This is a genomic window from Paramixta manurensis, assembly GCF_013285385.1.
Taxonomy (GTDB): domain Bacteria; phylum Pseudomonadota; class Gammaproteobacteria; order Enterobacterales; family Enterobacteriaceae; genus Paramixta; species Paramixta manurensis.
In genome coordinates, this window is record NZ_CP054212.1 from 2,767,789 (window position 1) to 2,786,959 (window position 19,171).

19 protein-coding genes, 1 tRNA gene and 1 pseudogene are annotated in these 19,171 nt (G+C 50.9%); 11 read left to right on the top strand and 10 right to left on the bottom strand.

What is annotated here, in order from left to right; genetic code table 11:
• The first annotated feature begins 172 nt into the window (after positions 1-172).
• Positions 173-1,078 (top strand): drug/metabolite exporter YedA, encoded by a 906-nt coding sequence (gene yedA / locus PMPD1_RS13470; protein ID WP_173634528.1) that lies wholly within the window; start codon positions 173-175, stop codon positions 1,076-1,078.
• 4 nt (positions 1,079-1,082) lie between these two features.
• Here the strand turns inward: yedA and PMPD1_RS13475 are convergent, their stop codons facing one another.
• Together PMPD1_RS13475 and PMPD1_RS13480 are read right to left on the bottom strand one after the other, a co-directional pair.
• Positions 1,083-1,577: a very short patch repair endonuclease gene (locus tag PMPD1_RS13475; RefSeq protein ID WP_173634529.1), complete on the bottom strand. Its 495-nt coding sequence runs from the start codon at positions 1,575-1,577 to the stop codon at positions 1,083-1,085.
• Positions 1,578-1,644: 67 nt separating this feature from the next.
• A complete protein-coding gene (locus PMPD1_RS13480; protein WP_173634530.1) occupies positions 1,645-3,066 on the bottom strand; it encodes a DNA cytosine methyltransferase in 1,422 nt (473 codons plus the stop codon).
• A 204-nt stretch (positions 3,067-3,270) separates the two neighbouring features.
• On the opposite strand from PMPD1_RS13480, the gene PMPD1_RS13485 reads away from it, so the two are divergent.
• Positions 3,271-3,942: an epoxyqueuosine reductase QueH gene (locus PMPD1_RS13485; RefSeq protein ID WP_173634531.1), complete on the top strand. Its 672-nt coding sequence runs from the start codon at positions 3,271-3,273 to the stop codon at positions 3,940-3,942.
• A 16-nt stretch (positions 3,943-3,958) separates the two neighbouring features.
• On the opposite strand, the gene PMPD1_RS13490 is transcribed toward PMPD1_RS13485, so the two are convergent.
• Entirely contained in the window at positions 3,959-4,207 is a 249-nt protein-coding gene (locus PMPD1_RS13490) for a hypothetical protein (RefSeq protein ID WP_173634532.1), read from the bottom strand.
• A gap of 67 nt (positions 4,208-4,274) precedes the next feature.
• Entirely contained in the window at positions 4,275-4,979 is a 705-nt protein-coding gene (locus tag PMPD1_RS13495; RefSeq protein ID WP_173634533.1) for a phosphohydrolase, read from the bottom strand.
• A gap of 587 nt (positions 4,980-5,566) precedes the next feature.
• Between PMPD1_RS13495 and PMPD1_RS13500 the strand changes: the two genes are divergently transcribed.
• The 4 genes and pseudogenes from PMPD1_RS13500 to PMPD1_RS13515 all read left to right on the top strand — a co-directional run.
• On the top strand, positions 5,567-6,229 hold the full coding sequence (locus PMPD1_RS13500; RefSeq protein ID WP_173634534.1) for an ASCH domain-containing protein: 663 nt from the start codon (positions 5,567-5,569) through the stop codon (positions 6,227-6,229).
• Between the two features lie 252 nt (positions 6,230-6,481).
• Positions 6,482-7,276, top strand: a complete 795-nt coding sequence (mtfA, locus tag PMPD1_RS13505) for a DgsA anti-repressor MtfA (protein ID WP_173636224.1) — start codon at positions 6,482-6,484, stop codon at positions 7,274-7,276.
• 100 nt (positions 7,277-7,376) lie between these two features.
• Positions 7,377-7,452: transfer RNA gene (locus PMPD1_RS13510), tRNA-Asn, on the top strand.
• 197 nt (positions 7,453-7,649) lie between these two features.
• Positions 7,650-7,994, top strand: a pseudogene (locus PMPD1_RS13515) (Arm DNA-binding domain-containing protein); the annotation flags it as partial.
• 36 nt (positions 7,995-8,030) lie between these two features.
• Here the strand turns inward: PMPD1_RS13515 and PMPD1_RS13520 are convergent.
• Entirely contained in the window at positions 8,031-8,753 is a 723-nt protein-coding gene (locus PMPD1_RS13520) for a sulfite exporter TauE/SafE family protein (protein WP_173636225.1), read from the bottom strand.
• A gap of 10 nt (positions 8,754-8,763) precedes the next feature.
• Complete coding sequence (locus tag PMPD1_RS13525) at positions 8,764-9,660, bottom strand: oxidoreductase (protein ID WP_173634535.1); 897 nt, start codon at positions 9,658-9,660, stop codon at positions 8,764-8,766.
• A gap of 76 nt (positions 9,661-9,736) precedes the next feature.
• Here PMPD1_RS13525 and PMPD1_RS13530 point away from each other — a divergent pair, with 76 nt between their 5' ends.
• Positions 9,737-10,621 carry a MurR/RpiR family transcriptional regulator gene (locus PMPD1_RS13530; protein WP_173634536.1) on the top strand — a complete coding sequence of 295 codons (885 nt, stop codon included), beginning with the start codon at positions 9,737-9,739 and terminating at the stop codon, positions 10,619-10,621.
• On the top strand, positions 10,621-11,478 hold the full coding sequence (locus PMPD1_RS13535) for a DMT family transporter (RefSeq protein ID WP_173634537.1): 858 nt from the start codon (positions 10,621-10,623) through the stop codon (positions 11,476-11,478). Before PMPD1_RS13530 ends, PMPD1_RS13535 begins: the two co-directional genes overlap by 1 nt.
• Before the next feature lie 355 nt (positions 11,479-11,833).
• Here the strand turns inward: PMPD1_RS13535 and proR are convergent, their stop codons facing one another.
• From proR to PMPD1_RS13550, 3 genes are all read right to left on the bottom strand, one after another.
• Entirely contained in the window at positions 11,834-12,136 is a 303-nt protein-coding gene (proR, locus tag PMPD1_RS13540; RefSeq protein ID WP_173634538.1) for a transcriptional regulator ProR, read from the bottom strand.
• A 16-nt stretch (positions 12,137-12,152) separates the two neighbouring features.
• Positions 12,153-12,494 (bottom strand): type II toxin-antitoxin system RelE/ParE family toxin, encoded by a 342-nt coding sequence (locus tag PMPD1_RS13545; RefSeq protein WP_173634539.1) that lies wholly within the window; start codon positions 12,492-12,494, stop codon positions 12,153-12,155.
• 283 nt (positions 12,495-12,777) lie between these two features.
• Positions 12,778-13,737, bottom strand: a complete 960-nt coding sequence (locus PMPD1_RS13550; RefSeq protein WP_173634540.1) for a LysR family transcriptional regulator — start codon at positions 13,735-13,737, stop codon at positions 12,778-12,780.
• 199 nt (positions 13,738-13,936) lie between these two features.
• On the opposite strand from PMPD1_RS13550, the gene PMPD1_RS13555 reads away from it, so the two are divergent.
• From PMPD1_RS13555 to hisD, 3 genes are all read left to right on the top strand, one after another.
• The gene (locus PMPD1_RS13555) at positions 13,937-15,250 is read left to right on the top strand and encodes an MFS transporter (protein WP_173634541.1); all 1,314 of its coding nucleotides are present in this window, start codon (positions 13,937-13,939) and stop codon (positions 15,248-15,250) included.
• Positions 15,251-15,280: 30 nt separating this feature from the next.
• Positions 15,281-16,762, top strand: a complete 1,482-nt coding sequence (locus PMPD1_RS13560; RefSeq protein ID WP_173634542.1) for a M81 family metallopeptidase — start codon at positions 15,281-15,283, stop codon at positions 16,760-16,762.
• Between the two features lie 209 nt (positions 16,763-16,971).
• On the top strand, positions 16,972-18,279 hold the full coding sequence (hisD, locus tag PMPD1_RS13565; RefSeq protein WP_173634543.1) for a histidinol dehydrogenase: 1,308 nt from the start codon (positions 16,972-16,974) through the stop codon (positions 18,277-18,279).
• A 204-nt stretch (positions 18,280-18,483) separates the two neighbouring features.
• On the opposite strand, the gene PMPD1_RS13570 is transcribed toward hisD, so the two are convergent.
• Positions 18,484-19,059 (bottom strand): DUF1349 domain-containing protein, encoded by a 576-nt coding sequence (locus tag PMPD1_RS13570; RefSeq protein ID WP_173634544.1) that lies wholly within the window; start codon positions 19,057-19,059, stop codon positions 18,484-18,486.
• Positions 19,060-19,171: the final 112 nt, after the last annotated feature.

Here is a 19,171-nt window from a genome sequence, read left to right on the forward strand (position 1 = left end):
GTAGCCAACTGAGAGGAAACCGCTGATCTAAACAATTATGCGCCAAAATGGCAATCTTTGAGCGTCAGAAGCGCAGAATATGCCGGATAAGTTTGTCGGTGAAAAACAGCAAGTAATTCTGTTACTTTAACGGTAGGGTAATTACCTTATTAACCCGATGTGAGATTAAGGAATGACTCGCCGCACCACCCTCCTACCACTAATAACATCGCTATTTATTCTGTATGTTGTTTGGGGCTCGACCTATTTTGCTATTCGAATCGGCGTAGAGAGCTGGCCGCCGATGATGATGGCTGGCTTACGTTTTCTGACAGCCGGCGTGATTCTGTTTATTCTGGTGCGTGTGCAAGGACAACCGTTGCCGGATTGGCGCTCGACGGTTAATGCCGCCATTGTCGGTATTTTATTGTTGGTTATCGGTAATGGGCTAGTCACCATTGCCGAGCAGCAAAATGTCCCTTCCGGTCTCGCCGCGGTGATGGTTGCCACCGTACCGCTGTTCGCCATGTGCTTTAGTCGGCTATTTGGCATTAGTACGCGTTGGATTGAATGGGTCGGTATCGCGGTTGGCTTGGTCGGCATTGTGCTACTGAATAGCGGCGGGCACTTGGCGGGAAATCCGTGGGGAGCATTAATGATTTTGCTGGCCGCAATTAGCTGGGCCTTCGGTTCGGTCTGGGGGTCGCGCATTGCGTTGCCAAAGGGCGCTATGGCTGGCGCGATTGAGATGATTACCGCCGGAGTGGTTCTGCTGTTACTCAGCAGCGTAAGCGGAGAGCATTTGGTGGCCATGCCGGATTTGCGCGGCTTTCTGGCGCTCGGTTATCTGACACTCTTTGGCTCAATCATCGCCATTAATGCCTATATGTACCTGATCCGCAATGTTACACCCGCCGTTGCTACCAGCTACGCCTACGTTAACCCGGTCGTCGCAGTGCTGCTTGGCACATCTTTTGGCGATGAGATGCTTTCGCAGCGCGAATGGCTGGCGCTGGCGATTATTATTGCCGCAGTGGTTTTAGTGACGTTAGGTAAGACGCTGTTTCCGGCAAAAACCGCCATTAAGCAAGTCTCCTAAGGCCTCAATTCGCATCTGGCGTTTCGCCAGACGCCAGATGCTGAATGCCCTGGTAATCGATCGCAGCGTTGCCATCGCTGGCCAGCACCCACTCTTCAAGGCGCGTAATCAGCGCTTCATCATCCAGTTTGAGCTTACCGCGCAACGCGCATTCCCAGACAATTAACACTTTCCAGCCTTCCGCGCTAAGTTGTGCCACATGGCGACGATCACGCACCACATTACTCTCAATTTTTCCGGCCCAGAACGCCGTTCGCGTGGCGGGGAGTTTAAACAGGTAACAGTGATGATGGTGCCAAAAGCAGCCGTGCACAAAAATAATTGCGCGGTAATCATCCAGCACAAAATCCGGCCTACCCGCCAGCGCTTTGTCCTGAACGCGATACGCCAACCCGCGCCCGGTTAACAACGCCGCAAGGCGTTGCTCAATCGACGTGTCTCGGGTACGTACCGCCCTCATATTTTTACTGCGAATAGCGGGGGAATGTACATCAGCCATCGGACCTCCTCACTCTGTCACCCATTGTTAGTGTACGCGCAATCCCTGCATTGAGCGAGGCGCCGGGCTAATCCGCACGCCGTTTGCTGACCGCTTCTTTGATCCACGGTTGTAACAATTTCGCCACCGCCGCGAAGGCCGGAACAATCACCGAATTGCCAAACTGACGATACGCCTGAGTGTCCGACACCGGAATACGAAACGCTTTCCCGTGCGGCGTTTCAAAGCCCATTAGCCGCGCGCATTCGCGTGGCGTCAGGCGTCGTGGGCGGCGCTGTTGGTTTTCGGCTCGATCAAAATCCGCTTCGCCCAGCGCGTGATCCCATCCACGATCGATCAGAATCTCTGAGCCGTCTTTGTAATAACGCGCCGACAAGGTACGTACCACGCCATCATGCCGGGTGGGATCAACCAACCCGTAACCAAACCCATTCCCTTTCGCTTGATGCTTACGCGCATAGTTATACAGATACTTCCAGAGTGTCGGCGTCAGGATATATTTACTGTCTACCGTCGGTTCCAGTAATTCGCCCAGCGAAGGGCGCGCTTTAGGGTACAGGGTGTGAATTTGGCTAAGGCTAAAGCCGGGGCTCAGTTGTAGATCGCGACGAAACCCGACTAAGACAATGCGCTCGCGGTGTTGCGGTAAAAAGTATTGGCCATCAATAATCTTCGGATCGCGCGCGCCGCTGGCCTGCGCATCGGCAACGTCATATCCCAGTTCATCCAGCGTTTCCATAATAATGCGGAAAGTTTTGCCCTTATCGTGGCTCTTCAGGTTTTTCACATTTTCCAATACAAAAATAGCCGGTTTTTTCGCAGTAATAATACGAGCCACATCGAAAAATAGCGTACCTTGCGCCTCGCACTCGAAGCCATGAGCGCGACCAAGCGCATTTTTTTTTGACACCCCCGCCAACGAAAACGGCTGGCAGGGAAAACCGGCAAGTAATACATCATGGTCAGGGATGAGGCGATTAATCTGCTGATACGCTTCCTGTTCACTCACCGATGGGTCTGCGCTGAGCGTCACATCGCGGATATCCTGGTTAAAACGGTGTGTTTGCTCATCACAATACCAGTTAGCCTTATAAGTCCGTACCGCGTGTTTATTCCACTCACTGGTGAAAACACACTGCCCGCCAATCGCTTCAAAGCCACTACGGATGCCGCCGATACCGGCGAAAAGGTCGATAAAACGGAAGCCATAATCAGGGTGATGGGCGGGCGGAGAAGGTAACATTTGCTGCAGCATTAACACTTCCGCTTCGCTCAACGCTTTAGGTTTACTTTTCCCATTTAGCCAACGGTTCAACGCCTCACGCGTCCATTCGTGCTGGCTAACATTGCGTAAACAACTGGCAACCGTTTTTTGATCGTAGATTTCTAATACCCGGTGTAGCAACTGCGCATCTTCTGCCAGTTGATGCTGCTCGCGTTGACGAAACTGTGCCGCGAGCTGCTGCGCTACGCTGTCAAACTCACTCATAATCTGCTCTAAATAGGGAAAATTTTGTGTCAGTCTATCACTTGTTTAACCCAGAGAAAGACGATTATTTCCCTTTTACGCCACCACAGAGCGTGTGCAGCATTTTCATCTGACTCTTTTTGTCTGCCTGAGTCGTTAGTAGGCGTGACATTGCCAGACGCGCCACCTACACTTGCGAAGATTTTGTTTTTTGGAGCCATGCTTATGAGCCAAACATCGCGTCCCTTATTAACGCTACCCAATGGGGCAGATAAATTGCTGCTGCATTCATGCTGTGCGCCCTGCTCTGGTGAAGTCATGGAAGCGATTCAGGCTTCAGGCATCGAATACACTATTTTTTTCTACAACCCGAATATTCACCCGCAAAAAGAGTACTTATTGCGTAAAGAGGAGAATATTCGTTTTGCGGAAAAACATGGCGTGCCTTTTGTTGACGCCGATTATGATACCGACAACTGGTTTGAGCGCGCCAAAGGGATGGAGTGGGAGCCGGAGCGTGGCGTCCGCTGCACCATGTGCTTTGATATGCGTTTTGAACGCACCGCACTGTATGCACATGAGCATGGCTTTCCGGTTATCTCCAGTTCGCTGGGTATTTCTCGTTGGAAAAATATGCAGCAAATTAACGATTGTGGTCACCGGGCCGCAGCGCCCTATTCCGGCATTGAATACTGGGATTATAACTGGCGTAAACAAGGCGGTTCGGCACGCATGATTGAGATCAGTAAACGGGAGCGGTTTTATCAGCAAGAGTATTGCGGCTGCGTTTATTCGTTGCGCGACACTAATCTACATCGGAAATCACAAGGGCGTAATTTAATTAAGCTCGGCGTGTTGTATTACGGTGATGAGGATTTGGGTTCGCCAGCGGAATAACCCGCTGGCGTTGCCACTATTTCTTTTTACGGGTTTTCTTTAACAACGCACGCAACTGTTTTAATTCGGCATGTGTCAACGGCGGCACCGTATCATCCTCCGGATTCTGGCTATCAACCACCGGTTGCGGAGCCGCCTCAATACTGGCGCGTAAACGTTGACTTACTTCCTGGCTAACCGAAACCTGATTTTCCAACGCGAGGGATTTCATCATCTCTTTCAGGGCGGGATCAATCTTTAGGGTTAAACTTACCGTGTCGGCCATACGTTTCTCCTCATTGTTTCCGACATCATAGCCGAACTTTTCACAGAATCCTGGCCGTCAAAAAAATTTAATATTTCTCCGGCCATGGGCTGTAATCCCGCAGTACTGAACTATCTATCCCTTCCAGATCGCCTTGTAGCTCGGCACACAGTTTCGCCATAAACGTGACCAGGAAATCAACATTGTGCCGCGCTAACCGTTTTCCCTCTTCGGTTTGCATGGTGCCTGGTAGAGTAAACAGTTTCTTTTGGAAGTGATCCAACGTCCACTTTGTATCATCCAACTCACGCGCTTTTCCTAACGGATCATTACTGTCGAATAGCGGTCTTTGCAACGCGCCTGATGTATAAAACACGCGCGCCAATCCAATCGCACCGAGTGACTCCAGCCGGTCGGCATCCTGAACAATCTTCGCCTCCAGCGTTTCCGGCGTAATACCGGCGCTGAAACTATGGGCCTGCACCGCGTGCATCACTGCGGCAGTTAACTCCGCCGGAAAATCAGGAAACGTAGTTTGCAGAATACGGCGCGTTTCAATCGCCGCCTGGCTGGAAGCGAGATGCCGCTCTGGATGGTTTTTCGGCAGGTTGACCACATCATGGAAATAACAAGCGGCCAGTACTACCAGCGGGTTAGCCTCTGTCCCCTGCATAATGCGCTGGGCGGTTAACCAAACGCGATGTAGATGCGCGATGTCGTGTGCTTTATCGTCCTGCGACCAGTTTTCAGTAAGCCAATGTTCAAACCGGGACTGCCAAGCGGTCAACAACATAAACTTCTCCGTGGTGTAAGGAATTACCGCTGAAATGCGGACTGCAAACAATGTAAACACTAGTAGAAAAATGCGACATGCATCAACATACAGCGGTTATCACTTTTTTTCCTGCTACTTTTGTTGGTCTTTTCGCCAATGAATGCACACCGTTACCGCTGATAGCAGCATTTATTCGCCAAAACATAAGTAAACATAATGATGAACAAGGATTCATCCGAAAAATGGCTAGATGTTCAAACGGAGTGTAAGCGATAACAATAACCTGGAGAATTACGCAAAGTAATTACTCAAAATCGTGACATCATCGCTTCTCTGTCCCTTTAACACCCTGTAAGAATGCTAAATAGTGGAAGCATATTAATTGGCGCTGAAGGAAGCTTTGCAGCAAAAATTACCGCCGGTTCTTACTGCAAGGGAGGGCGAAATCAGCGACTTCTGATTTATTGCTTTTGATAAGCTGTTCTCAACATTTTTTTTGCAAATTGAATGAAACATTTTGTTTAAAGTGGTGTTAGGATTTTTCCTGGTGCAGCCCGGCATTATCAGGACCGGGTAAATAACAGTAAGAAGAAAAGAGGTATGCAATGAAAGAACGGCCGATTCTTTTTTCCGATCAACGCGTGCGTGCTTTGTTAATTGGTCAGCAAACCCAAACTCGACGCATTATGAAATCGCAGGCGTTTGGGCCCGGTCAAGATAACCATGAAGGCTGCTATGTGGTGGACGTGTTGAGTAATCACCAACAAGGCCGCAACATGATGAGCATGGCCGATCTTAGCTACCAATGCCCTTTCGGGCAGCCAGGAGACCAGTTATGGGTACGCGAAACCTGGCGTGGGCCAATTATCCCGCCAGAACACGTTAACGAGTATCAGCATTCGCCAGCGGCATTCCGTCAGGCGCAGTATTGCCAGTATCGTGCCGATAATAATGAATTTAGTCGCTCTCAGGATGGGGATTATGACAGTTTTGGCTGGCAGACCGGTATTCATATGCCGCGCTGGGCCAGCCGCATCAATTTACTGATTACCGATGTGCGCGCCGAGCGGATTCAGGATATTAGCGATGATGACGTGCTTGCCGAAGGCGTACAGACTGACTCGCATTTTTTGAACAATTTTTTTACGCTGAACAGTGAATCCATCGCCCCCAAAGAGGCGTATAAAAAAGCTTGGGAGAAACAGTACGGTGGCACCAGTTGGGAGGTTAACCCGTGGGTATGGGTCATTGAATTTCGCCGTGTTTGATCGTAAACCGGCGCGAAAAGGCCGTCGTACTCGCGTTTTTTTTCGGCATTGCGGCCTTAATCACAGACATTATTAAAACTAAGTGATTGAATTCTGGCCGTGATTACGGGTTTCCCTCTTTTTATGGTGTCTTGCCCGCCCAACCCTCTCAGTTTACTGCTACTTACCGCAAGCGTATCCGTATTGTGGTGACCAAAACTGCGGTATATCGGCGAAACGGAGTGCCGCAGAATGACAAAGGTGAGTAACGCGATGATCAAATGGCCGTGGAAAGGACATGCAGCAGAGCCCTCCTCACCGCTTCCCTGGCGGCAGGCGCTTAGTGTCCCTATTTTTTCCGGGTTAAGCGAAAGTGATGAACGATCGCTGGTTCGTTTAGCGGAAAAATTTTTGCGTCAAAAAAGAGTGGTGCCGTTACACGGTTTTGAACTAGATGAGTTGCGCGGTACCCGGCTAGCGCTGCTATTTTGTCTACCAATATTAAAGTTGGGGCTGGAATGGCTGGACGGCTTTCACGAAGTGATGATTTATCCTGCGCCTTTTGTGGTTGATGATGAATGGCAGGATGATTTTGGTCTGGTACACAGTGAACGAATGGTTCAATCGGGCCAGAGTTGGCAGCAAGGTCCGATTGTTCTCAACTGGCTGGATATTCAGGATTCGTTTGACCTTTCTGGTTTTAACCTGATTGTTCATGAGGTTGCTCATAAACTGGACGCCCGCGGCAGCGGACATACCAATGGTATACCGGCCATTCCTTTGCGTGATGTCGCCAGTTGGGAACACGATCTGCACGCCGCCATGGAAAATATTCAGGAGGAGATTGATTTGGTGGGTGAGAACGCGGCCACCATTGACGCCTATGCCGCGACCGATCCCGCGGAGTGTTTTGCCGTGCTTTCTGAATATTTTTTCAGCGCGCCGGAGTTACTGACGGAGCGTTTTCCCGCGCTGTATCACCGTTTGGTGCAGTTTTATGGTCAAGACACTTTCCAACGGTTAATGCGTGAAGGGAAAAAGCCGGAAAACGGTGAAAGTGTTCATTAAGCGATCGCTTTGATGCAAAGCTAGCCAGTTGAAAGCTAATGTATTTTTAGCTATTGACACTGACCTGGGCACTCGTTACTATTCGCCCCGTTCACACGATTCCTCTGTAGTTCAGTCGGTAGAACGGCGGACTGTTAATCCGTATGTCACTGGTTCGAGTCCAGTCAGAGGAGCCATATTTAGAGAAGCCCCCTTAAGGAAACTTAAGCGGGCTTTTTGCTTTTCATGCATCCTTACGAATACTTATATGATGTTGATCCAACAGGTTAGCGTGAAAACTCTTCCTGATGCATTTTGATTTTACCCTCCGCATCGGGAAAAATTGGTGGTCAAATCTGGGGTTATTTCAGTTCGATTATGGAGTGACCCCCATATGTCTCTGAACGACACTAAAATCCGCAGCTTAAAACCATCCGCTAAACCTTTCAAAGTTTCTGATTCTCATGGCCTGTACCTTTTAGTCAATCCCAGCGGTTCACGTCTCTGGTATCTCAAATATCGCTTCAACCGAAAAGAATCCCGCATTGCACTGGGTGCCTATCCTGCCCTGCCGCTGGATCATCTGACTGAGCTGCTCGAGCGCGTTGAGGGCTATCACCAGGGCTGTGAACTGGCCCGGTTTGCCGTCCTGCTGATACTGCATCTGTTCATCCGTTCCAGTGAACTGCGTTTTGCCCGCTGGTCAGAGATTGATTTCCGAAACAGAGTCTGGACGATATGGCTTTATTCATTTCTGATAGTTTGTCTGCCCATTTTATTTAAGCGCGAGGAGCATTCCTGCTGCCCCAGCGACAAGAACAGCATCAATGAGAAGCTCGAACGTGTGCATCTGGAGCCGCTGGACGAGACGTTTCGCAATCATCGAACCTGCGAACAATGCGATGCCGATGGCAAGTCCACGTGTGATGACGGACGGCGTAAGTACGCCCGATATACCGAAAGTACCGAGCTTGCCTGCATAGAGCAGGATAGCGCTTGCCGCCTCCGATCCGAGAAATGCACCGCCACTCATTCCGTACCCAGTGAATACCGGCACGCTGAGCGGCCCGGTGGATAGGACGAATCCGGTCAGGAACCCGACAATGGCTCCAGCAAATCCCATGTGCCAGATGTTCAGGTGGAGATTCGATCGTCTGATGAGACGGCGCAGCGGGATCATCGCAAGGAAGAAAGCTGCCAGGAACACATCCACAATGGCAGGAGAGATCGTCAGCAGCGTGTGCGCCCCGAGCACAGCCGCAGGGACTCCCGCCAACGAGTAGGCAAACACTGGCCGCCAACAGATCTCGTGCCACCAGGCAATCACCCGTCCGATGTTGCCGAACAGGGACGCAATTGCCATAACAGGTACCGCGATCCGTGGCCCGTACAGAGTGACGAGGACAGGCAGCATGATTAGCGACGAACCAGTGCCGACAACGCCGCTGAGCACGCCGGCACCGAAGGCGAGGAAGAAGAGAAGTAATAGCGCGATCATCTGCCTGGGGTCAACCTGGGCCATCGCTCGCAGCAGCAAGAAGCGGCACCAGGATGTCGCTGATCGGCGTCGAAATGCTATGAACCCGGCCGCGACGCGCAATAACGCCGTTGCGGATATCCCATTCGAGCGGTCGGCCAGCTTCTCGATCCGTGAGGATGGAGGTGCTCATGTCTGCGGGAGCCGCCCGGAACTTATCGAGGATATCCTGCGGCACTTCATCGCCGAGTTCAGCACCTTCTGCACGTGCCACTGCCAGGCATTCCTGCAAATAAGCCAGCGTCAGCCTGGCGATGTCAGCACGCCCGAACATGCCCGAGCGGCGGTGCGTGAGTGCCATGAGTCCAGCCACAGCGTTCTGCATCAGCTTGCGCCAGGCCAGCGAGCTGAAGTTCGCAGCCAGGTCTACGGAGCACCGCGTGCCTTGCAGCGCTGTGGCCACTACGCGGGAAGCTGACGTGTCTGGCAGGCTGAGGCGCGCGTCGCCACGCAAGCGTACTGAGCCATCTGACTGCGCCTGCGCAGGGAACCACACAACAGCGGGAACGATCTGTCCGGGCAGAGAGTACGTAGCGAGCCTGTCCAACTGTTCGACCCCATTTTGGAGCACGCATACAACCGTCTCCGGGCCGGTCAACGCTTTGAGCCATTCTGCTGCCGCGTCGATTTGTGTGGACTTGACTGCCAGAAAGACAAGATCAGCGGTGCGAGCGATTTGTTTGGGATTCGTCTGAACCGGACCGGGTACGGTGATAAAGCGGTCGCCATCTTGCAGTGTCAGGTGATCGCGGGGAGTTCGTCCACATAGCAACGGTTTGCGGCCGACTTCATGTAACGCCGCCGCGACTGTGGTGCCGATGGCACCGGGACCCACAACAGCGACAACCGTATTGATTTCAGTGTTCATGAATGCGGACTCCTTGCAACAGAATCTACTTACGTGGTGGTTGTGCCCTTCACAAAGGACACGTAATATATTACACATGAACAAAGATATTGGTAATAGAATTTCAGAAGGCGAGCAGCGGTTACAGCAATGGCTTGGCAGCATTCACGCCCGAAGCGGCGACCTCGCTGCAAGTGAGGCTAAAGTTGTCGATCTCCTGCTTGTCGATCCTTTGTTTGTCGGTACCAGCACTACAGCACAGGTTGCCACCCGTGCTGGTGTATCACCGCCGACAGTAATACGCGCTGCACGAGCGATCGGGTTCACCGGGTTCACTGAACTTAAGATAGAGATTGCCCGGGCTCGTGGTACTGCCCGGTTCTTTGCACCGCCTGACGTTCTCACAGCGGATGCGACGTTGGCATCGGTGTTGGAAACATCAGTTCGTGCTGGTGTAGACGCCCTGACTGCGCTCAGCGGTGCTATCGAAATCTCAGCCCTTGAAGAGGCGGTCGATTTAATCCAGAGCGCACGTCAGGTATTTGCATTTGGTGCTGGCCCCTCTGCGACGGTTGCCGCTGATGCTGTCTTTCGTCTGCGGACGGCTGGTGTGATAACCATCAGTATCCAGGATTATTTATCAGCGATGATTGCTGCTCGCCTCCTCGGTCCAGGCGACGTGATGATCGTCGTCAGTTCAACAGGCCGCACATCATCCACACTCGCCATTGCTGATGCAGCATCCTCGGCCGGAGCATCGCTTATCGCAATAACTAACCAGTACGATACCCCACTAGCGACACTCGCCAACGTTTCGCTCGTTGTTGGCGGAGCGCCACTACCGGCACAGATGGCCGCTGCCGGGAGCCGACTGGCCCAGCTCGTCGTTATTGATACGCTGGTCGCTGCTCTCACTCTGCGGGATAAAGAACAAAGTCGCCGGGCTGAACGGGCGGGTATTGATTTGCCCGATATGTCCTGATGCAGTTCAGCACGGTTGCGATGATTCTTACTGCTGCAGTAGCTCATGCAGTATGGAATATAGCCTCAAAATACAAGAGGGAAGACACACTTGTATTCGTCTGGGCGTACAGCTGTGCCTCAGCATTGCTGTGGGTCCCGTTCAGCCTCATTCTGATAGTTGAGGGACAACAGGAGCTCGACTGGCGACTCGCAGTCGGCGCAGTTATCTCGTCTGCACTTCATATCACTTATTCTCTAATCTTGCAGGCTGGCTACGAGCGCGCCGAACTGGGTGTTGTTTATCCGATTGCCCGGGGAAGTGGACCGGTTCTGACGATGCTGTTTGCAACCCTTCTCATGGGGGAACGGCTTTCACAAAGCGCTTTACTCGGCGCGCTTATCGTTATCGCTGGTATTTTCGTTGTCACCGGCAATCCGTTCAGGAGCGGAAGCCGACCACTACAGGGGATGCTTTGGGGGGCAGCGACAGGGACCGCCATCGCTGGTTATACCCTCTGGGACGGTTATTCGGTCATCTCTCTGCATTTGGATCCAGTGAGCTACTACGCCAGCACACTCCTGCTTCAGAGTCTGATTCTGACCCCTGGTGCGATGCGACGACGGTATAGAATTCCAACTGCTGTACGCGTGGATATCGTTCCAATCCTTATCATCGCTGTATGTTCTCCACTTGCCTACATCCTTGTACTGACAGCCATGCAGAGCATGCCCTTAGCACTCGTCGCTCCTCTCAGGGAATCTTCCATCATTATCGGCTCTCTTCTCTCGTACTGGCTGTTTCGTGAAAATCATCTGGCACGCCGCATTGCCGGTGCAGTAGTGGTGCTTGCCGGAATCGCAGTGATTAGCCTTTGAACGCTTTGTTGGATGCCAATACTATGAGTGGATTGTTATCGTCGTTAAAGGTAATAACGCAGGAGAATATGCCCTCGTAGGAAATTGCCTCCCTGGTATCCTGCCTGCTGGCGGCGACTCAGGATATATGACCAGTTCAAGCCTGGCCATTGACGGCGGATTAACCGCCTGAGCGGCTATCAGCCGGGCAGAACGTAAGGATAGTGTTCTGCATCCCCTATCTGGTGAAATTAATCAGTAATCTAACTAAAATCACCAGCATTTTTTATATACTGGTGATTGCCAGTATCGCAGTGTTAACGCAGCATATTTTTCACTGAACCACGTTGGCTCAGCATCGGCTCAGATGGTCAGTTTACAGTGCAAATCCGTAGTGAGAACCATCAGGCAGTTCAATATCAAGGCGAAGTGTGCCGCCAGCCGCCTCAACGTAACGTTTAAGCGTGGAAAGCTTCAGGTCGCGGCCCGGTTTTTCCATCCCTGCGACGGTGGGTTGCCTGATGCCCAGCGCCTGCGCCATTTCGACCTGCGTTTTTTGCACTTTCTCACGTAGCTCGGCAAGATGAATGTTGAGCAGGATGTCCGTAGCCATCGCCCGGGCTTCAGCTACGATTTCCGGTTTTTCATCCGCAAGGAGCTGTTCCAACGTTCTACCCATAGCGTTACTCCTTTTTTTACAGTTTATTCAGATAATTCGCGAACTCCCGCTCGGCTAGCGGCAGCATCTCATCGTAAAAGCGTTTTTCGTTACCCGCCTTGCTCCCTGCGCAAAGCAAAATCCCGCAACGGTGAGGATCGAAGGCGAAAAATGCCCGTATCGGATTGCCCCTGCTTTGTATGCGCAACTCTTTCATATTGTTATAACGGGAACGTTTGATTGTATCGGCATAGGGCCTGGGCAATCCCGGCCCCTTTTCCCGCAAAACCATCAGCGCAGCAAGTACACAGGCACGATCGGTATCATTAAGTGAGGCAAACCAGTTATCAAACGTGTCGGTTGTTTTAATCGACCACATAGATCCTCCCGATCAATATAGTCCAAAAGCTATATAGGTGCAATGCTATACCATCATCATAATGGCGTGCTGTAGAAGAAATGCACTGACCAAAACCATAAGGTGGAAGGGGGCTTCCCGTTTCTCGCTGAAGGTGAACAGGCGTTACCGGCATGCAGCGAAACGCGTCGCAAAACAGACCGCATTACCCTGAAAATCAAGCCGTAATCGCAATGCGATCCGGCAGTTTTCAACGGTTTTGACGTATTAAGGCCTACCGGTTTGGACGTATCAGACGCCGCTTTCAGAAAAAAAAGGATGCCGTCTGTGCTGCCGTGGCTAATATCTCTGTGGTTCCTTTTTCCGATTGCTGATAGCGGATTAATGATTCATGGGCGAGTCTGGCTAATTCCCGAGTGGCAGGAGAAAGAAGCTGGCCTTTTCTCTTGATCAGCGCCAGCGTGTCATACAGGGGTTCTGCGAAGGGAACCGTATATAATTTTTTATCCCATCCTTCATAAGCGGTTGCCGCATTGCAGACGATGGTGTCCCCTATTCCCTCCTGCACCAGCGCCAACGCGGAATTAAGGTATTCGACCTCAATAATTGGATTCAGTCTGATACCCGCCAAGCGGGTTCTTTCATTGAGTTGGCGTCGGGCAGGATCGGTTTCGGCGTAATGCACATCATAGAGAACCAGAGGGGCTTTCAGTAAATCATGGATAGTCGGTTTATTACTGGCCCGCTTTTTATCTGCCGTCACATATAACACCTCATCTCTGGCAAGCGGTACAACATCCAGCCCTTCATCATTAACCGGTAACGTCACTAAGCCTGCTTCCAGGTGACCGGATGCAACATCAAAAGCGGTTTCCGCACTGTTCAATCCGGTAAGACGTATCTGCACATTAGGATAAAGCCGATGAAAATTTCGGGCGAGGTTGGTTCCTAAGTAAAAATCCGCATTTCTCAATACACCAAATGATGCAATACCACCGCCTAACGACATCATCGATTTTACCGCCAGGGTACCCTGCTGAACGGAAGCCAGTGACTGTTCGGCAAAAGGTAACAGCAATTCTCCTGCGGCGGTGATCACAAGATTACGTTTCGCGCGGTTAAAAAGTTTCGTATTCAGTTCCGACTCCAGGCGGGCAATCAGCTCAGAAACGCCCGGCTGGCTGATCCCCATTTCCCCAGCCGCAGCGCTGAATGAGCGGGTTCTGGCCGCCAGCGTAAATGCCTGCAATTGCGTCAGTGTCATAACCTAACCCTATAGAAATCATAAGACGATAGATATTGTCTTATAGACTGCATGATTTTATAGTCAAAGTATATTTTTTGTTAATCATGTTTAAATTTAGCTGCAAATAAGTAAATCAAATATATAAGCATTTCATGATAAGCGTTCTTTATAGATAACAAATTCACCAGAACCTAAACCTGCAACATTAGGGAAAAATATGAATATCAGCACGCAAGCAGTAACCCGCCAGATAACTGCGACATCAGGGGATAAACGGGTATTAATGGCCGGTGCTATTGGCCAATTTATTGAGTTTTATGATTTTGCAATATATGGCTTCTCGGTGGTGATAATCGCTAAACTTTTTTTCCCGCAAACCGATCCGGTTGCCGGCATACTCGCTGCGTTTGCCGTGTATGGTCTGGCGTTCATTGCCAGACCATTGGGCGGCATTTTTTTTGGTGTATTAGGCGATAAAGTAGGAAGGCGCAAAGTTCTCTCGGTAACACTGCTGGGGATTGGCGGCGCGACAGCAATTATTGGATTATTGCCTTCTTATGGAAAAATAGGGCTATGGGCGCCTGCCGCTTTACTTATTTGTCGATTGATTCAAGGTTTTTCAGCGGGCGGCGAAGCTATTGGCGCACCTTCCTTTGTACTGGAACATGCGCCCGCCAATAAACGGGGATTATGGATAGGGATTACCATTGCCATGTCGGCACTGCCTTCAATTTTCGCCGGAGTGTTGATTCTCGGCATTGCGAGTGTGATACCAGCTGAGTCCTACAATAGTTGGGGCTGGCGAATTCCTTTTCTTATTGCTGCGCCTCTCTCAGTGATTGGATTATATATAAGAAACAGAACCGAAGAGAGCGAGGCGTTTAAACAGGTTATCGCCAGTAAAAAAAATGCGCCCACCTCCACGCTGTTAGGAAAAGTAAGTCATAACAAAATAAAAATGCTACAGGTTTTCCTAATCGTTTCCCTGAATGCCCTGACCTTTTATTTCATGGTGGGTTATTTCGTTACTTATTTACAGACCGTAGTTAAGCTCAGTCAAACCCAGGCGTTATTTTCAAATGCCGTCGCTTTGCTGGTGTTCTCCATCTTGCTACCGTGTGGCGGTTTTCTCTCTGACAAAATTGGCCGCAAACCGATGATGATTACCGGCTCATTATTGATTGTATTACTGAGTTTTCCGGCCTTCTGGCTTTTGACCAGTCAGACGTTATTAGGCGCAATGGCGGCGCAAGTTTTGCTGGCAATATTACTCTCGATATTTGGCGGCGGTAGCTACACATTCTTCGTCGAATTGTTCCCAACCCATTCCCGCTTCACCGGCGCGGCGATCAGCTATAACCTTTCCTACACTATTTTTGGCGGCGCGGCGCCGTTTGTCGCGACCTGGCTCATCAAGTTAACTAACCTCCCGATAGCACCTGCATTTTGTCTGGGAGGCGTGGCGTTTATTGTCTTTTTAACCGCGCTATGGGTTCCTGAAACTTTCCGCCATGATTTAAACAGAAATTAATTTAAAGATTCAGAGGTTCAGGAGATAAAGATGAAAATTGCTATTGGCGCATTGCTTTATGAAGGTAATTCTTTTTCATTAGGCGAGTCAGGGATTGACCAGTTTGAAAATAATTATTTTTATCAGGGTGACGAAATCATTGAAAAACTCTCCGGCGGTGATGTGGAGCTTTCAGGCGCCCTGGCGGTATTAAAAGAAGCCGCCTGTGAAATTCAGCCACTGTTCGCTACGCACGGCGGATGTGGCGGTTCAATACGCGAGGAGGCTTTTCAGACACTAAAATCTAACTTACTCGCCGGGTTAGCCGGAGAAAAGGTAGACGGCGTCTATCTTGCTCTTCACGGCGCCATGCTGTGTAAAAATATCGCCCACCCGGAAGTGGAAATTCTACAGGAGGTTAGAAAGCGGGTCGGTCCTAACGTGCCAGTGGTGATTAGCCTGGACCTCCACGCGCACATTACCCCGGAGTTGCTGGCGCTGTGTACCGCTGTAGTGGGTTATCAACACTACCCTCATGATGACACTTTTGAAACCGGCGTCAGAGGAATGCGGTTGCTGATCCATGCCATGCAACCTACATCAACCGTCCGGGTTGAAATGAAAAAACTGGCGATGCTGATCTCCCCCACCGCCGCCAGTACTCATTCTCCCACCACCATGCGTGATCTTTATAAACGCTGCCGCGCTCTGGAAGCCTTACCCGGCATCCTGGCGGTAAGCTATTTTCCACTGACGCCTTGGGCAGAATATCCTGACGGCGGCACCGCATTTGTCTTGGTCGCTGACGAGAAAGCCCCTCCTACTCGCCCTCTGTTAGATGACCTTTGCCGACATCTATGGGACATTCGCGATCGCTTTATTCCGCGCCTGTTTACCCTTGAAGAAGCGCTTAACGATAGTCTGTCTCACCCCGGCAACCCGATCATCTTAAGTGAAATGTCGGATGCGGTGGGCGCAGGCTCAACCGGTGATAGCGTCAGCGTACTGAAAGCGTATATCCAACAAGGGCGCACCGAAACATTACTGGTTCAGGTGGTTGATCCGCAGGTGGTTGAACAAGCCACCCAATACGGAATAGGGTCGAACAATGAATACCAAATCGGGCATAAGGTCGAGGTCAGAAACGGCGGGCCGGCCCTCCTACGGGCAGAGGTCGTTGGTTTTCATAGCGGTGAATTTACCTATACCGGCGGAATTATGGCCGGCATCACATCGTCAGTTGGACGCTCAGTTGTGCTAAAAGCAGGCCATATCACTCTGTTTGTCACCAGCAAACCCGCTTACGAATATGGTGCAGAACAGTACAGCGCAGCAGGGCTGGAGTTACACAACTACCGCTATGTTGTGGTTAAAAATCCGATGAACTACCGCAAAACGCTCGCATGGGCCAAGCAGCTCTACGCGCTCGACTCACCCGGTTCGGCACGCGCCGATCTGACAAAGCTTGAATGGATGCGGGCAGCGCGGCCTTTTTATCCGATCGATGACAGCGAAACGCCACTATACCGTTGAGAACCGGCTGGCCCAATCTCATCGCAACCCGATGCCTCCTTTTTATTGAGGAATCGCGCATCACCCGCGGAAAGGGAAATTTATCGACTAAGACTGTCATTTTTATAGGCATTTCTCCGGGAAGACTCCGTGGAGAAAAATAAAATTAACCAGCCGCAGGATGATAAAAATGACATCCGGCGGTATACAGAATCGCAGGTAACTGAATTATGGCTGAGTGGATCAAGAAAGCTAAACCGACAGAGCAGCAGTTGGCAGATAATAATGCGTTAAAAAATAATGTCTCGCAGATCCTGCTGGATATTGAAAGAAGAGGTGATGCGGCGGTACGCGAATTATCAGCACGCTTTGATGGCTGGGATCGCAGTGACTTCCGACTGAGTCAAAATGAAATTGAACAGTGCCTTTCTCAACTCACCGAACGAGAAAAAGAGGATATTCTGTTTGCGCAGGCTCAGGTACGCAAATTTGCCGATGCTCAGCGTAAGACGCTGCTGGACTGCGAAATTGAAACGGTTCCCGGCGTATTGCTCGGCCATAAACACATCCCGGTAAACGCCGCGGGCTGCTATGTTCCGGGCGGAAAATATCCGCTGCTGGCTTCGGCACATATGTCTATCGTCACGGCCAAATCTGCCGGCGTTCAACACATCATTACTGCTGCCCCACCGTTCAAGGGGAAACCGGCGCCTTTTATCGTTGCGGCTCAGTACCTGGCTGGCGCCGACAGCATTTTCTGTCTCGGTGGCGTTCAGGCGGTCGGAGCGATGGCAATTGGTACTGAATCCATTGATCCAGTGGACATCCTTGTCGGCCCTGGCAATGCCTTTGTGGCGGAAGCCAAACGCCAGCTTTTTGGACGCGTGGGTATCGATTTATTTGCCGGCCCCACGGAAACGCTGTTAATCGTTGATGAAACAGTCGACGGAGAACTCTGTGCGACCGACCTGTTAGGGCAAGCGGAGCACGGCAAAGACTCACCCGCAGTGATGATCACCAATTCCAGAAAACTCGCTGAAGAGACACTGGTTGAGATCTCTCGCCAGCTTACGCACTTGCCGACGGCAGAAATTGCGGCGGCAGCCTGGGAAAATCACGGCGAGATCATACTGTGCGACTCTTTGGATGAAATGGTTAAAGTGGCGGATGAGTACGCCTCAGAGCATGTGCAAATTATGACCAGTGATGATAATTACGTTGCTAGTGCGATGAAAAATTACGGCTCACTGTTTATTGGGCCACGAACTAACGTGGCTTATGGCGACAAAGTTATTGGCACCAACCACACGCTTCCGACCAATAAGGCAGCGCGATATACCGGTGGGCTTTGGGTTGGCAAATTTATTAAAACTTGCACCTACCAGCGCGTGTTAACCGATGAAGCTTCAGCGTTGATTGGCGAATACTGTTCACGCTTATGTCTGATGGAAGGTTTTGTCGGGCATGCCGAGCAGGCCAACCAACGGGTACGCCGCTATGGTAAAAAAGAGGTCGCATACGGTCAGGCTGCCGGATAAAAGGCCTGTTCTGGTCAACAACGCAGCGCCCACTCACCGGCGCTGCGTGATATTGCAACAATATGCGGCAACCTAAAAGTCGCACTGATTTATCGCTTCTCCTGCTCTTCCAGGATGAAAACCACCGCAATCGCCTAAAATTATCAGCGATGTTCAGCCCTACGCCGCCCAGGGACTCGCTTTAAATCAAATGCGACATCACGCTTATGACAAATCATGGAGTTCCTTATCCAAGGCGCCCGTGAGAAGAAAATCCTCGAACTTAACCACTAAGCCCGCCCGTTCCGGCGTGCAGCACATCACGCCAACCCTACATTTTTCAGACGCTGGAAAATAAGCCAGTCGTAGGAGAGGCCAGCTTTTACCATCGGTAGAATATTGCAGACGCAGGCTGTCAGCCTTACGGGTAATGCGCATCCAAAAGACATCAGCGCTAGCGGGAAAATGGCCGGTCGCCCAGTCGGAATGTTCAAGCGTCAGCACACTACCGATTGCCGGGCTACCGTCATTAAATTCGATCCCCGCTTTTAGCCAGTGGTCTTCATCGGTCATTAGCATTATCCCGGCCTGATCGTAGAGGGCACTGAAATCGGCCTTTACCTTCACCTGGAAGGTAAAATCGCCGATGACCTCGCAACCATAAAAGTGGCCGGAAAAGCGCTTAAAACCGTACCAGGTTTGGCTCCAAAAATCGGTCTTTGCATCCGTCGTTACTGACAAAGCTGTCCCGCTTTGCTGCCAGTGTTGCGGTTCATTAATCCAGTAGAAATCACTCTTCATGACGGTTTCCTTTCGGCTGTTCAAGGGTTTTCTGCGGGATTACCGCATTGAGGGTTCGCCTGGCATAAAACTAGCGAGCGAGGAATACAATGCCCCACTCGGTAGTTTTATC